11 protein-coding genes and 1 tRNA gene are annotated in these 15,187 nt (G+C 45.0%); 3 read left to right on the top strand and 9 right to left on the bottom strand.

Annotated elements, in window-relative coordinates; translation table 11 throughout:
- Positions 1 to 22 precede the first annotated feature (22 nt).
- The 3 genes from V7R88_RS02935 to V7R88_RS02925 all read left to right on the top strand — a co-directional run bounded on the left by V7R88_RS02935 (position 23) and on the right by V7R88_RS02925 (position 2,700).
- A tRNA-Arg gene (locus V7R88_RS02935) sits at positions 23 to 94 on the top strand.
- 879 nt (positions 95 to 973) lie between these two features.
- On the top strand, positions 974 to 1,564 hold the full coding sequence (gene clpP, locus V7R88_RS02930) for an ATP-dependent Clp endopeptidase proteolytic subunit ClpP (protein WP_003641041.1): 591 nt from the start codon (positions 974 to 976) through the stop codon (positions 1,562 to 1,564).
- A gap of 161 nt (positions 1,565 to 1,725) precedes the next feature.
- Positions 1,726 to 2,700: a 2-hydroxyacid dehydrogenase family protein gene (locus tag V7R88_RS02925; protein ID WP_338816415.1), complete on the top strand. Its 975-nt coding sequence runs from the start codon at positions 1,726 to 1,728 to the stop codon at positions 2,698 to 2,700.
- 212 nt (positions 2,701 to 2,912) lie between these two features.
- On the opposite strand, the gene V7R88_RS02920 is transcribed toward V7R88_RS02925, so the two are convergent.
- The 9 genes from V7R88_RS02920 to uvrA all read right to left on the bottom strand — a co-directional run bounded on the left by V7R88_RS02920 (position 2,913) and on the right by uvrA (position 15,184).
- A complete protein-coding gene (locus V7R88_RS02920) occupies positions 2,913 to 4,565 on the bottom strand; it encodes a peptide ABC transporter substrate-binding protein (protein ID WP_338816413.1) in 1,653 nt (550 codons plus the stop codon).
- Positions 4,566 to 4,977: 412 nt separating this feature from the next.
- On the bottom strand, positions 4,978 to 5,910 hold the full coding sequence (whiA, locus tag V7R88_RS02915; RefSeq protein WP_003641038.1) for a DNA-binding protein WhiA: 933 nt from the start codon (positions 5,908 to 5,910) through the stop codon (positions 4,978 to 4,980).
- A gap of 12 nt (positions 5,911 to 5,922) precedes the next feature.
- Positions 5,923 to 6,924, bottom strand: a complete 1,002-nt coding sequence (locus V7R88_RS02910) for a gluconeogenesis factor YvcK family protein (protein ID WP_063731375.1) — start codon at positions 6,922 to 6,924, stop codon at positions 5,923 to 5,925.
- Positions 6,921 to 7,805: an RNase adapter RapZ gene (gene rapZ, locus V7R88_RS02905; protein WP_003641036.1), complete on the bottom strand. Its 885-nt coding sequence runs from the start codon at positions 7,803 to 7,805 to the stop codon at positions 6,921 to 6,923. Before rapZ ends, V7R88_RS02910 begins: the two co-directional genes overlap by 4 nt.
- Before the next feature lie 196 nt (positions 7,806 to 8,001).
- Entirely contained in the window at positions 8,002 to 8,538 is a 537-nt protein-coding gene (locus V7R88_RS02900; protein ID WP_338816411.1) for an HdeD family acid-resistance protein, read from the bottom strand.
- A 201-nt stretch (positions 8,539 to 8,739) separates the two neighbouring features.
- A complete protein-coding gene (argH, locus tag V7R88_RS02895) occupies positions 8,740 to 10,143 on the bottom strand; it encodes an argininosuccinate lyase (protein ID WP_338816410.1) in 1,404 nt (467 codons plus the stop codon).
- On the bottom strand, positions 10,143 to 11,384 hold the full coding sequence (locus V7R88_RS02890) for an argininosuccinate synthase (RefSeq protein WP_054399053.1): 1,242 nt from the start codon (positions 11,382 to 11,384) through the stop codon (positions 10,143 to 10,145). Before V7R88_RS02890 ends, argH begins: the two co-directional genes overlap by 1 nt.
- Before the next feature lie 407 nt (positions 11,385 to 11,791).
- Positions 11,792 to 12,268, bottom strand: a complete 477-nt coding sequence (locus V7R88_RS02885; protein ID WP_003641031.1) for an S-ribosylhomocysteine lyase — start codon at positions 12,266 to 12,268, stop codon at positions 11,792 to 11,794.
- Positions 12,269 to 12,328: 60 nt separating this feature from the next.
- On the bottom strand, positions 12,329 to 15,184 hold the full coding sequence (gene uvrA / locus V7R88_RS02880; protein WP_338816409.1) for an excinuclease ABC subunit UvrA: 2,856 nt from the start codon (positions 15,182 to 15,184) through the stop codon (positions 12,329 to 12,331).
- Positions 15,185 to 15,187 lie beyond the last annotated feature (3 nt).

Below are 15,187 nucleotides of genomic sequence, written 5' to 3'. Positions count from 1 at the left end.
TAGAATATAATATGTTGTTTAGGCGCCCGTAGTGTAATGGATCGCACGTAAGATTCCGGTTCTTGAAATGGGGGTTCGATTCCCTCCGGGCGCATCAGTAGCTGAGAAATGATTCTCAGCTTTTTTTGTACGCTCATTTAACTGGTTGTCACTGGACTATACCAGTCACATCTTCATATGGTAACTTAATTTAAACCAAACAACAAGCAATATCCTTCTGGCGTCAGTCCCAGTGCTGCCGCCCCTTCACTCCGAGTACGATCGATCAAAAGTAGTCAGCTCAAGTAAGCCATATACCAGTGTAGCCGTTTAGCAGATTTAATAACAGCTAAACATACTATTATTTCAATAATAATCGCAACAAGCCTATTATATTATAGAATTAGTTTAATCATGAACAATCCGTCCATGCGTATCATCCTGATTAATTCGCCAGCACGCGGCACCGAAAATATCAACAGTTACCAGCTTCGATCCAGTCCAAAAGGTCAACCTACTGTCAGTCCTTCTGGTACACACGTCGATACCAGCTAACAGGTAAATCGCAACGTTTAATCACTTCAGTATCATCTGCCATCATCAGTAATCTTGTCATGCACCGGTCAGCACGCCAATGAGTGGGCGCCAATCAACGAGGCGCATATTAGCAGACGTGTTCGCTAATGTCCTATAATTCCAAATTAGTCATTGAACGATTAGCCTTAATTCATTATTATAGAAGAACGTTGTTTTCGAACCAAGCAAGATGCAACGTTAAATTCAAGGAACAGGAACTCAATCGCCGAAAAAAAGAGATTGGGTTCACCCAATCTCAAGCCGTATATGATAGAAACCTAAGTATACCACGTTAACAACATAAACGGAATTTTGTTTTTGAGGTTTTTCTTTTGACCTTCACTGACCTTAGCGGTAAACTACACTTATATTAGCAATCAGCTAATCAAATATTGCAACCTTAGGAGGCTAACAAATCATGTATCCAGTTCCTACAGTTATTGAACAGTCATCACGTGGCGAACGCGCTTATGACATCTATTCACGACTATTAAAGGACCGTATCATTATGTTATCCGGTCCCATTGAAGATAACATGGCGAACGCTATTATCGCCCAACTACTCTTCTTGGATGCCCAAGATTCAGGTAAGGACATCTATCTTTATATCAACTCACCAGGTGGTGTCGTTACTGCCGGCTTAGCAATCTACGATACGATGAACTTCATCAAATCTGATGTTCAAACCATCGTTATGGGGATGGCAGCTTCCATGGCCAGCGTCTTAGCTTCATCTGGTACTAAGGGCAAGCGGTTTGCTTTACCTAATTCCGAAATCTTGATTCACCAACCATCCGGTGGTGCTCAAGGTCAACAAACGGAAATCGAAATTGTTGCCGAAGAAATCTTGAAGACTCGTAAGAAGATCAACCAGATTTTAGCTGACAACTCTGGTCAATCCGTTGAAAAGTTGAACCATGATACTGAACGTGATAACTACTTAAGCGCACAAGAAGCTAAAGACTACGGTTTGATCGATGATATTATGGAAAACAACAAATTAAAATAAGCTAATCCTTTTAGACTGGGCTAACACAACGTTGGCCCAGTTTTTTTTGGTTCATTTTCTTGTCATTCGTTTTTCATTAGCCCATACTGCACTTAAAGTAACCATTATCACGCGGGCAATACTACTGCCCTCAATTTACATGCACAAAGGAGTTGCCATTCATGACAAAAGTTTTTATTGCTGGTCAACTGCCAGCTCAAGCCAACACGTTATTGTTACAGAGTCAGCTCACCATCGACACCTATACCGGCGATGACTTGATCAGTCACGCCGAACTCATCCGCCGCGTTGCCGATGCCGACTATTTGATCACCCCACTCTCAACTCAGGTCGATCAAGACGTCTTCGACCACGCCCCACACCTTAAACTGATTGCTAATTTTGGTGCCGGTACTAATAACATTGACCTCGCAGCAGCGGCGCAGCGCCATATTCCGGTGACAAACACGCCGAACGTTTCGGCGGTCGCAACCGCTGAATCAACGGTTGGCCTGATTATTAGCTTGGCGCATCGAATTGTGGAAGGCGATCACTTAATGCGAACTAGCGGCTTTAACGGTTGGGCGCCACTGTTCTTTCTCGGCCACAACTTACAAGGCAAGACACTCGGCATCTTAGGCCTTGGCCAAATTGGTCAAGCCGTTGCCAAACGATTACACGCTTTTGACATGCCCATCTTATACAGCCAACACCACCGCCTACCGATTAGCCGTGAAACGCAACTTGGCGCAACCTTTGTCTCCCAAGATGACCTTTTGCAGCGCGCCGACATCGTCAGTTTGCACCTGCCACTTACCGCACAAACGACCCACCTAATCGATAGCGTTGCTTTCAGCAAAATGAAATCAACGGCGCTCCTCATCAACGCCGCGCGGGGACCAATCGTTGATGAGCAAGCACTGGTGGCGGCCCTACAACAACATCAAATTGCCGGCGCCGCCCTTGACGTCTACGAACATGAGCCACAAGTTACGCCTGGCTTGGCCACGATGAACAACGTCATTTTGACACCTCATCTTGGCAACGCGACCGTTGAAGCCCGCGACGGCATGGCCACCATCGTTGCGGAAAACGTGATTGCGATGGCCCAACACCGACCAGTCAAGTACGTGGTCAACGACGTCACACCTCTATAGGCCAATCAAGACAGCCGCTTGGTGTAACGACTTGGACATGGCAACACCATTTCTTGAAATAAATAAGCGGTCCACCCCAACTCATCAAAACACTTTGACAAGTCGGAATGAACCGCTTATTTTGTTCTAGTTGCGTCAGCACGTTGACTTAGTGTGCCTGTTAAGCCAACAACGGCACCACTAACAAACGCTTCGTTCTCTCAATCAGTTAATTATTTGGCAATATAAGCATACTTATAATTCCACTGTGTCCCAGCAGTATTATGAATAATACCCTTTACCTTTGGATTTTGTAAATAAGAGTATACCGTCTGATACAATGGCGTAATTCCTTGGTCCTTCATGATCGTCTTCTCAGCGTTGATCATATCTTGCCAACGAGCACTAGTATCATTGGCATCCTGGTTTTGAGCCTTGCTAACCAACGCATTGTAAGTGCTGCTGTTATATTTCCCGTAATTATAACCACTATTATTAGTCATAATTTGCAAGTGCGAGATTGGATCATTGAAGTCAGCGCCCCACCCACTGAGATAAAGGTCAAAGTCACCACTTTGAGCACGACTCGAAGCAACCTTTGATGGAATGTTGGACAAGTTGACCGTCAGACCATCGAGATTCTTTTCTAGGGCTGATTTCAAGTATTGGGAAATTGGCTTATTAGGCTCATCATTAGAAGCTAATAACTTAACCGATAACTTCTTGATTCCCGTTTCCTTAAGGCCTTGTTTCCATAACTTTTGTGCCAGCGCTTTGTTATATGACGTTGAATTCTTAACCGTCGATTCGTCCGCAAAATCCTTGCCAGTCTTAGCGTCCTTAACTAAATCCTGCGGAACAAATGTCTTTGAGACTGTCGATGCGTCACCAATTACATTCTTCACTAACGTCTTACGGTTGATCGACAATGAAATTGCTTGGCGAATCTTAGCGTTATTAAGCGCCTTTTTGATCGTCGCGTTGCTGTCTTGGAAATTATAAACTAGGAACGCGGTGATGGAATAAGGATACGTGGTGTAGTCAGAACTACTCTTCATGTTCTTAACCTGTTCACTCGCCAGCTGCGTTAAATCAAGTTTCTTTTCTTGGAACAAGTTCAAGGTCGTCGTGGTGCTTTCGTTAACCGTATAATTGATCTTTTTCAGATGTACGGCTTGCTTATCCCAGTACTGATTATTTTTTACAAACTGCCAACTATTATTAGTCCCAGTCCAGCCGGTCAACTTAAATGGGCCGCTGTAAAGCATGTACTGAGCCTTAGTGGCATATTTGCTACCCCACTTTTTGACTGCTTTTTCACTAATTGGTCCAAATAATGGGTAGGTCATTAACTTCTTAAAGTAAGTAATTGGCTTATCAAGGGTTACGATAAAAGTATGCTGGCCCTGTGCCTTGACGCCCAACGTACTTGGCGACTTCTTCCCGGCAACGATTTCGTCCGCATTTTTTACCCCTGAGAAGAGGTAGGCATACTGTGACTTAGTTGCTGGCGTAACGGTCCGTTTCCACGAATAGACAAAGTCTTGCGCAGTTATCTTCGAACCATCACTCCACTTCGCATTGCGAATCGTAAAGGTATACGTCTTGCCATCCTTTGAAACCTTAGTGGACTTAGCTAATCCCGGTGTAATACTCCCATTTTTCCCTAACCGGTATAAACTTTCGAAAATGTTACCCGTACTGCCGTATCCCGACATATTAGAAATATCGATTGAATCCAATGAACTAGGGTACGACAAGTTTAAAACTTGACTACTGGCATACTTGCCATTACCCGAAGACTGGTTACTTTGCTTCCCACACGCCGCCAGCACCGTCACTAATACTAGGCTCATTACTACTGCTAACACTGATCGCTTCTTCAAACTTCTCGCCCCTTTACATTCCCATTTTGATGTATTGATTGCCTTATTCCCACCGGTGGTAACAAAAAACGCCTGTTTAGAATCTCGTCAGATTCCAAGCAGGCGTTTCAAAATTAACGATTTGAGCTCAATCCCGTTATTTTTGATGCAGAGACGCTTGTAATTCAACGCAAATAGCCATGTTGTTTGATTCACAACATGGGCAGCACATCATCATTTGCATTGCTGATTTTTGCATAATTACGTCTCTCCGATTTCAATAAGATGTGTTCAGTATAAATAGTTGCACTTACTTTTGTCAAGTGTTTTTCGAACGCGCCTAACGACAACTCAGCCATTTCAACAAAAAAAGCCGCTAGCACCATCGAAAATGCTAAGGAGCTTTTCATGCTTAGACCGTCTTTATCCAGACCTAAGCGTCTTTTTGTAATTGTTCCGCAAATTGATTGATTTTACGCAGCCGATGATTGATTCCAGACTTAGAAATAGGCCCGCCCGGAACAAGGGTTCCTAGTTCCTTGAGGCTAACTTCACGATGTTCCAACCGGGCAACAGCGACTTCTTGTAATTTTGGTGGTAACTGTTGTAATCCCACCGTAGCATCGATCAATAAAATATTTTCAATCTGTTTGCTAGAGGCATTGGCAACCTTATCCATGTTGGCATTCTCACAGTTAACCAACCGATTGACCGAGTTACGCATGTCCCGCATGATTCGAATATCTTCAAACTTAAGCATGGCATTGGTCGCACCAACCAACGACAAGAAGTCGGCAATTTTTTCCGCTTCCTTGATGTACGTAATGAAACCACCACGCCGATCAGTCGTTCGTGAATTCAAGCCATACTGATTCATCATCTCGGAGATCATATGATTATGTTCCTCATACAGTGAGTAAATTTCCAAATGATACCGGGAAGTTTCAGGATTATTAACCGAACCGCCCGCTAAAAAGGCGCCACGCAAATAAGAACGCACCGCAGCATCATCCGTTAACACTTCAGTTGGTGCCACTTCAACGATTTGATAATCCTTTAAAATACCCAAATCAGCGAGTACCATGTCCGTACCGGTCTTCAATCGTACGATGTACAAATTATTCTTATTTAATTTCATTTTGCGCCGAACAATCAATTCACTATCGACGTCATAAAATTGTTTGAGTAGCCGGTAAATACGCCGCGCGATGGCCGGATTTTCCGTCTGAATATTCAAAATGAAGTGATGATTAGCAATGCTGATCGCCCCATTCATTCGAATCAAAGCCATTAATTCAGCCTTAGCATTCTCGCGATGGACAGCGAGGTTAGTCAATTCTTTCTTAACGTCACTGGCGTATGACATGCCACGACCCCCTTATCTGAAAACGTCGGAATGACCGACTAGATTCATTAATTCAGCGACAACTTGGTCGCCATCATGAAAGGCCCCATTATCGCGGAGTTTCAAGAAGTTCGATGAGATTACGCGACAGTTTTGTTCACGTAACCCTCGGAAGTCATGACTCACTTGCTTTGAAACTTCGTTAAACTTATGAAAATCCATGTAATCTTCGGGTACTTTTTCAGTATTCACTAATACTGTATTAATAAAGTTTTGGCCTAAATGGCGGTTCAAGACTCGCACGTGATCCGCGTCAGAGAAATTATCAGTTTCCCCTTTTTGGGTCATGATGTTACAGATGTAGACCACTTCCGCATCCGACTCACAGACGGCCTGACCGATATTACTAATGGTCAGGTTAGGCAGAATGCTGGTAAACAAGCTCCCAGGTCCTAAGACAATCTGGTCAGCCGCCATAATGGCATCAATAACCGGTTGCACTGCTTGCGGTTCCTTACCGTTCTTGTCAGTGACCCACACGCGTTCCAAAGACTTATGGGCCGCGGTAATTTCGGCTTCACCTACTAACTCAGTACCGTCACTAAACTTACCATGTAGCGTGAGTGCCTCGTTGGCTGCCGGGTAAACATGACCATCTACTTGCATCATATTTGATAATTCCTGCACCGCGTCAAACACCCCGGATTTCATTTCCGTTAGTGCCGCAATAATTAAATTACCAATCGCATGACCTGCAAAAAATTGATCATCACCCTGGAAACGATACTGAAAAATATCTTTATACAAATCCGGCCAACTCGACAACGCCACCATTACATTACGAATATCACCAGGTGGAACCACGTTAACGTAATTGCGAATAATGCCGGATGACCCACCATCATCAGCCACCGTCACCACTGCGGTAATATCGACTGCCTGCTTACGCAAGCCGTTCAGAACAACCGGCAAACCGGTTCCTCCACCAATCACCACAATTTTAGGCCGCTGGGTCTTAAATGTGTATTTTCTCATGAGCGATTAACAGTTTCCTTTCGTTTCTCAATATCACGATGACTGATGTGCACCTTGTAGTGCTTAGCCAGCGCTTCACCGATACGTTGCGTCAAGGCAACGGACCGGTGTTGACCGCCCGTACAGCCAATCGCAATCGTCAAACTACTCTTGCCCTCGGCTTCATAGCCGGGCATAATGCTTTCCAGCATACTCAAGAACTGCTGGTAGAAAGCTTCCGTAGCTGGTTGCTGCATAACGTAATCCGCCACAGGTTTATCTAGTCCCGTCAGCTTCTTTAATTCAGGAATGTAGTATGGATTAGGCAAGAAGCGCACATCCATAACGATATCTGCATCAATCGGGAGTCCGTATTTAAAACCGAATGATAGCATTTCAATATGAAAAGTCTCATCCTGATCCGTTTCGAATTTATCAAAAATCGATTCGCGTAATTCACGTGGTGTCAACGTCGACGTATCAATGACGTATGAAGCCCGATCTTTCAATGGCGCCAATAATTCTCGTTCTTTGCGCACGCCATCCATGACGCGACCTTCCATGGCTAATGGATGGGAACGCCGCGTCTCTTTATAACGTGACACTAATTCTTCGTTGGAAGCATCTAAAAACAGAATCCGGGTCGACACAAAGTCCGTGTTGTCTAAGTTAGCCAACATATCCATAATTTCGTCGTAAAAAGCCCGCGAGCGTAAATCAATCACTAACGCTACTTTCTTTATTTTACCCGACTCCTCAACTAATTCTGAGAACTTCGGTAATAACGCTGGTGGCATATTGTCAATGCAAAAATAGCCCAGGTCTTCAAAGCTTTGAACCGCAACCGTCTTACCGGCACCGCTCATCCCAGAAATAATTACTAGTTGTAATGATTCTGCCATGCTGTATTGGCCTCCTCTAGTCCATATTGTTGGTAGTATAACACACCGGGTGTGTCATTTCTACTGGCGGGCCGCTGTCACCCGCCATTTGGGTAAAATTACCCGTTAATTAATGCGCAAAAAAAGACCCGGTAACCACACACCGACACCGCTAATAACGAGCGTCAGGTATCGCTAATGGGTCAATACTGCCAAGCTAGTTACGGCGCGCAAAGGCAATCAAAATTGCGTTGATGCCAAAAACTGCGAAGTAGAAACTAACCAGGACGTTGAAACTAATCACAGCAATCATTGGATTGATTACTAATAAGATTCCCAATGCCAAACTAATAATATCCAAGATTAAAGATAGAACAAAATACCCGGTTCCAAAGACGCGTAGATGTGAGACCACGGTCAGCCGTTCAATCGAATCGATCAAGAACCAAAAGGCAAAGACGTAACCGAGTACCAGTACCCCAGTCGGTGCGTGGAATAAGAATAGTAATCCCACTAAAATATCAATAATCGCAAACACAAGGGCAAAGTTTGCCCGCAACCCTGTTTCACGGCGTAGTTTGGTGTACCCACCGATCGTGGTGATCCCGCTAATAATTGCGGCGATGGCAAATAAAAAGACTAAACTTAAAAGTGCTGCTTGTGGTTGCTTGATGACAAAGTAAGCGGCGATCAAGAAAACGATCCCCGTCATGAATTCCGTCCAATCAAACCCCCAGCGATGATCATTAAACATACATCAACATCTCCCATATCCGGTATTAATTCCATCTTACCAGTTAATGTAAGAGTTTCCAATTTTTCTGATAGACTTTATGTTAGCTTAATGCTTTTTCAAAATGTCGATAGCACTAAAAACGACCTTGAAGTACCGGTGAGCCGCCACTTCAAGGTCGTTTTCGAAAACAATATCAATGGTCAAATTGATAAACATTAATTAATCGGTGGTTCCTGATTGATAGGTCGCTAATTGCGCTTGTGCCCGTTGCAATTCTTTTCTGATCTGATCAAAACCCGTACCACCAAGCGAATGCCGCCGCTCTACCGCAACTTTGGCGTCCAAATCGTGATAGACATCTTCTTGAATCAGCGGTGAAATAGCCTGATACTCACTGAGTGGAATATCCTGCAACGGCCGCTGCTTTTTCAAGCCGTCCAAGACGAGCTTACCGACAATGGCATGGGCCTCGCGGAATGGAATTCCCTTATTCGCCAGGTAATCAGCCAGTTCAGTTGCATTTGAGAAATCGTTAGTCGTGGCATCAGCCATGCGATCTTCATTAACGGTTAGTGTTGCCAACATGCCGGTGAAGACGTGAAGGCTCGTCAACACGGTCGTGACCGTATCGAACGCCCCTTCCTTATCTTCTTGCAGATCCTTATTGTAAGCGAGCGGAATTCCTTTCATAACAGTCAGTAATCCCATCAAGTTACCATAGACCCGTCCCGACTTGCCCCGAATTAATTCAGCCATGTCAGGGTTCTTCTTTTGCGGCATAATCGAACTACCCGTTGAGAACTGATCGCTCAAACTGATGTACTTGAATTCGTAGCTACTCCAGCTAACGATTTCTTCACAAAACCGTGAGAGGTGCATCATCAGGATTGACGCGTTACTGAGAAATTCCAGCACGAAGTCCCGGTCAGAAACGGCATCCAAACTATTATGATAGACTTCACTGAATCCTAATAGTTTCGCACTATATTCCCGGTCGATTGGGAAAGTCGTTCCAGCAAGTGCAGCGGCTCCCAATGGCGAAATATCGGTATGCTTCAAGTTGAACTCGAAGCGTTCCATGTCCCGCTTGAACATTTGGTAATAAGCTAACAGGTAGTGCGCGTACGAGATGGGTTGGGCGTGTTGCAAATGCGTGTACCCCGGCATGACCGTCTCCACGTTCTCACTCGCTTTATCGACCAATACCGTTTCCAGTTCATGTAGCCGGTCCAATATTAGTGGTAATTGATGTTTCAAGTATAAGTGAAAATCCGTGGCAACCTGGTCATTCCGCGACCGGGCCGTGTGCAACTTACCAGCGACCGGCCCGATCTCTTCAGTCAATAACGACTCAATATTCATATGAATATCTTCGTTGACCGTTGAGAATTCCAACTTACCCTGTTTTTGACGTTCAGCCAATGTTTCCAAACCAGCAACAATTTGATCAACGTCGGCGGTGGGCAAAATACCAGTTTTCTTCAACATTTTAGCGTGTGCCAGTGAACCAGCAATATCTTCTGCGGCAAGCAACTGGTCAAAGTTAATTGACGCCCCAAAGTCATCAACATACTTCGCACCCGTTTCGGTAAACCGGCCACCCCATAGCTTCTTGGTACTCATTAGGCGTGCGCCTTATCAGCCTTAGCCTTAGCTTCGGCCTGAGCCTTCGCTTGGACCTGGGCATTAACTTGGGTTGGTAAGCCCCATAACTTAATGAAACCAACTGCCGCTTGTTGGTCAAAGGAGTCCGCTGACGTATAGGTTGCCAAGTTCGTATCATACAGTGAGTTTGGTGACTTTCGCCCTTCAGTAATCACGTTACCCTTGAAGAGTTGTACCCGAACCACGCCATTAACAACTTGCTGAGTCTGCTTCAAGAAGGCCACCATTGCTTCCATCAGTGGTGAGAACCAGAGGCCGTTGTAGATCGTATCTGCAAGCTTCTGTTCAATGATTGGCTTGAAGTGGGCTAACTCACGCTCAAACGTCAAATCTTCCAAATCTTTATGTGCTTTGAGCAATACCGTTGCAGCTGGTGCTTCGTAAACTTCCCGTGACTTGATACCGACCAACCGGTTTTCAATATGGTCGATCCGACCAATTCCATGTTCACCAGCAATCTGATCCAACTTGATGATTAAATCAGCTAGGTTAAGTGATTCACCATCTAAAGCAACTGGCACCCCAGCTTCAAAAGTGATTTCCAAAGTCGTTGGCGTATCCGGCGTATCAGCTAAGGCCTTCGTGCGGTCAAACGCATCGGCGGGCGCACCCTGCCATGGATCTTCTAGAATCCCACATTCATTGGCGCGGCCCCATAAGTTTTCGTCAATCGAGTAAGGGCTGTCCAGATTGATTGGTACGGGAATATTGTGTTTCTTAGCGTAGTCGATTTCTTCTTCCCGTGACCAGTGCCAGTCACGTACAGGGGCTTCAATCTTGATGTCTGGTGCAAGGGCGTGTATGGCAACTTCAAACCGAACCTGATCATTACCCTTCCCAGTACAACCATGGGCAATGGCTACGGCGTGCTCTTGCTTCGCTAAGGTGACTAACTTCTTCGCAATTAAAGGACGTGAAAGTGCTGAAACTAACGGGTATTCACCTTCATACAAAGTATGACCTTGTAACGCAATTAACGCGTATTCTTCAGCGAATTCCTGCTTAGCGTCAATCATGTATGATGAAACGGCACCTAATTTCAGGGCCTTTTCTTTGATTGCATCCATGTCTTTGCCTTCACCAACATCGATTCCGCAGGCCACAACATCGTAGCCCTTATCCTTCAACCAACTAATTGCGACTGACGTATCTAAACCACCAGAATAAGCGAGAATAATTTTATCATTTTGTTTGACCATTGATTTGTACCTCCGAAATTTTTTAACATTGCTTTTCTCAATGACAGTATCGTACCACCTGATTTAACTTTATGCAATAATATTTTAAATATATTCACCATTTACGTAGCATTCACTGGATTATAGAATATTTATACATATATTCACTGATACCGGTATATTTTTTGTTATTTTTAGACTGTGCTTCGTCTCAACCTTAACTCGGCCACTGGTACTCATCGGCCTTTTTCAAATGTGCTAATCCCAGCCACCACGCGCTGAGCAACAGCACGACCTAACTCAAGCAGGCAACAACGATACCGCACTACTTGTCGCTGAACAGCAAAAAAGAGCCTAGCCCTCCATGACGGAAAGTTAAGCTCTTTTTGCTTGGTGGCAGTCACCACCATTAGTTTTTATCGTTCAGACTATTCAACGACTTTGCGTACAAATGGGTCGGATGAGATCCCCTGTGATAAGATCAACTTGGCCCATTCCTTAGCTGAGAATAAAGAATGATCCTTGTAATTCCCACAGCTATCGATGGTCGTCCCTTGTACGTCTTCCCACTTAGCTGGGCCAGCAATGAATTCTAATGAGGACTTCAATGCCTTAGCAACTTCAACGGTGTCATGTTCACCCCAAGTAATCAAATGAAAACCAGTCCGACAACCAAATGGTGAGCAGTCAATCACGCCATCCATACGATCACGTAATAACCCAGCCAACATATGTTCAATCGTGTGTAAGCCCGCCGTATCAATAGCGGTCTTGTTAGGTTGAACTAACCGCAAATCAAAATTAGTGATGGCATCACCCTTAGGCCCATTTTCCACCGTAATTTTACGAACGTAAGGTGCTAAAACCTTGGTATGATCTAATGTAAAACTTTCTACTTTAGCCATGTACAAACAACTCCTCTAAATTAAAATTACATTACAAACTCAAGTGTAGCACATTGCCCGTTATTTAGCAGGTGCAGTTGCTTCACGTGCTCGATCCCGTTCTAGAACGGGCTTCAAGTATTGGCCAGTATAACTTTCAGCCACTTCAGCGACCTGTTCTGGTGTCCCAGTAGCAACGATTGTTCCGCCGCCGTCACCGCCTTCTGGGCCCAAGTCAATCAAATAATCCGCCGACTTCACAACATCCAAATTATGCTCGATGATTAACACGGTATTACCCGCATCCACCAACCGATCCAAGACACCAATCAAGCGCCGAATATCTTCACTGTGCAACCCAGTCGTTGGTTCGTCCAAGATGTAGAAATTCTTCCCCGACTGTTGTTTGTGCAATTCGGAAGCTAACTTCATCCGTTGGGCTTCTCCACCTGATAAAGTCGTGGCGGGTTGGCCTAACTTAACATAGCCCAAACCAACGTCGACCAAGGTCTGTAGTTTCCGTCGAATCTTTGGAATTGGTTCAAAGAACTTAACAGCTTCTGAAGCGGTCATTTGAAGAACATCGGCAATATTTTTGCCTTTGTATTCAACTTCCAACGTTTCAGAATTGTATTGCTTACCATGACACACTTCACAAGGTACAAAGACATCGGGCAAGAAATTCATTTCAATTTTTAGAATCCCGTCACCGTGACAAGCCTCACAACGACCACCCTTAGTATTAAAACTAAAGCGGCCCTTCTTGTAACCACGTAATTTAGCTTCATTCGTTTGTGCAAATAAATCACGAATATTGTCAAAGACACCAGTATATGTGGCCGGATTACTGCGTGGTGTTCGGCCGATTGGACTTTGGTCAATATTAACTAACCGTTCAATATTCTTAATACCACTGACACTCTTATACTTACCAGGCTTTTCAGAATTACGATTCAACTTCTGTGCCAATACGCGTTTCAAAACATCGTTAACCAAGGTCGACTTACCAGAACCGGAAACCCCCGTTACCACGACAAATTCGCCTAGTGGAAAATCAACGTCAATTTGCTTGAGGTTGTTTTCGGCCGCACCAGTGATACGAATCTTCTTACCATTACCCGGACGCCGAGTTTCAGGTAGTGGGATAAACCGTTTGCCCGATAGATATTGGCCGGTCAGTGACTTCCGCGAGCGAGCCACTTGCTTGGGCGTTCCGGCCGCCATGACCTCACCACCGTTTTCACCGGCACCCGGGCCGATATCCACGATATAGTCAGCGGCCCGCATCGTGTCTTCATCATGTTCGACCACGATCAACGTATTCCCCAGATCGCGCATCTTCTTAAGTGAACCAATCAAGCGGTCGTTATCCCGCTGATGCAATCCAATTGATGGTTCATCCAAGATATAGAGCACGCCGGACAAGTTCGATCCGATCTGTGTTGCTAACCGGATTCGCTGGGCTTCCCCACCAGACAGCGTCCGTGCAGAACGGCTGAGCGTTAAGTACGCCAGTCCCACATTTTGCAAGAATGATAACCGGTCGCGGATTTCCTTCAAGATTGGTTTAGCAATCATGAGACTTTGTTCTGATAAGCTCAACTCGTTAAAGAAATCGAGTTCCTTACCAATGGCTAAGTCAGAGACCATCCCGATATGTTCGCCACCAACTTTGACAGACAGGGCCTTGCGATTTAAGCGGAACCCATGACAAGTCTGACAAGTGAGTTCCGTCATATACTTTCGCATCACATCGCGGGTGAAATCACTATTCGTTTCGTGGTAGCGGCGGTCAACATTGTTGATAACGCCCTCAAACACAGCGTCAACATCGCGAACACCACCAAAGTCGTTCTGGTAGTGGAAATGGAACGTCTTTCCGTTAGACCCATACAAAACCGTTTGTTGATCAGCTTTTGATAAGTCTTCATACGGCACATCCATCGGAATTTCTAACTGTTCACAAGCTTGCTTCAACATTTCAGGATAATACTGTGAACTGATTGGATTCCAAGGCGCTAACGCACCTTCAGCCAACGTCAGCGACTTATCAGGAACGACAAGGTCCTCATCGACTTCTAGTTTGATACCGAGGCCTTCACAGTCCGGACAAGCGCCCTGGGGTGCATTAAACGAGAATAGCCGTGGTTCAAGTTCCCCCACAGTAAACCCACAGATAGGACAAGCGTAATGTTCTGAGAACATGATGGGTTCGCCACCGATCACATCCGCAATCGCATAGCCGCCGCTTAATCGCAATGCCGCTTCAAAAGAATCAAACAACCGCGAACGGTCACCGGACTTCACAACGATTCGATCAATGACGATTTCAATCGTGTGTTGTTGATTCTTGTTCAGTTCAAAAGTTTCACTGATATCATGAATATCACCATCAACACGGACCCGCACAAAGCCTTCACGCTTGATCTTTTCAAAGATTTTTTTGTGCTCGCCCTTTTTCTGGCGGACAATTGGTGATAAAATCTGCAACTTGGTTCGTTCTGGCAATTTTTGAATCCGGTCAACCATCTGTTCAACGGTCTGACTCGCAATCGGTGTCCCGTCATTTGGACAAATTGGTTCACCGACTCGGGCCCACAGTAACCGTAAGTAGTCATTGATTTCCGTAACGGTTCCGACGGTCGAGCGCGGGTTCTTGGAAGTCGTTTTTTGGTCGATTGAAATGGCCGGACTCAGCCCGTCAATCGAATCAACGTCTGGTTTTTGCATCTGTCCTAAGAATTGACGTGCGTACGCAGATAGACTTTCGACGTAACGCCGTTGTCCTTCCGCATATAGGGTATCAAACGCCAACGAACTCTTGCCAGAGCCAGATAACCCCGTAATCACGACTAATTTGTCACGGGGAATAGTGACGTCGATATCCTTTAAATTATGGGCTCGCGCACCGTGAATGACAATCTTATCATTTGCCAAAAA

The sequence above is a fragment of the Lactiplantibacillus argentoratensis genome (assembly GCF_037290055.1).
In the GTDB taxonomy this organism is placed as follows: domain Bacteria; phylum Bacillota; class Bacilli; order Lactobacillales; family Lactobacillaceae; genus Lactiplantibacillus; species Lactiplantibacillus plantarum.
The sequence above is the reverse complement of the archived record's forward strand: the minus strand, read 5'-3'. Positions and strand labels throughout refer to the sequence as shown.

Bases quoted from the DNA above. Each gene is read 5' to 3' on its own strand.
- clpP (WP_003641041.1), top strand. From the start codon at position 974: ATGTATCCAGTTCCTACAGTTATTGAACAGTCATCACGTGGCGAACGC.
- V7R88_RS02925 (WP_338816415.1), top strand. From the start codon at position 1,726: ATGACAAAAGTTTTTATTGCTGGTCAACTGCCAGCTCAAGCCAACACG.
- whiA (WP_003641038.1), bottom strand. From the start codon at position 5,910: ATGTCATACGCCAGTGACGTTAAGAAAGAATTGACTAACCTCGCTGTC.
- V7R88_RS02910 (WP_063731375.1), bottom strand. From the start codon at position 6,924: ATGAGAAAATACACATTTAAGACCCAGCGGCCTAAAATTGTGGTGATT.
- rapZ (WP_003641036.1), bottom strand. From the start codon at position 7,805: ATGGCAGAATCATTACAACTAGTAATTATTTCTGGGATGAGCGGTGCC.
- V7R88_RS02900 (WP_338816411.1), bottom strand. From the start codon at position 8,538: ATGTTTAATGATCATCGCTGGGGGTTTGATTGGACGGAATTCATGACG.
- argH (WP_338816410.1), bottom strand. From the start codon at position 10,143: ATGAGTACCAAGAAGCTATGGGGTGGCCGGTTTACCGAAACGGGTGCG.
- V7R88_RS02890 (WP_054399053.1), bottom strand. From the start codon at position 11,384: ATGGTCAAACAAAATGATAAAATTATTCTCGCTTATTCTGGTGGTTTA.
- V7R88_RS02885 (WP_003641031.1), bottom strand. From the start codon at position 12,268: ATGGCTAAAGTAGAAAGTTTTACATTAGATCATACCAAGGTTTTAGCA.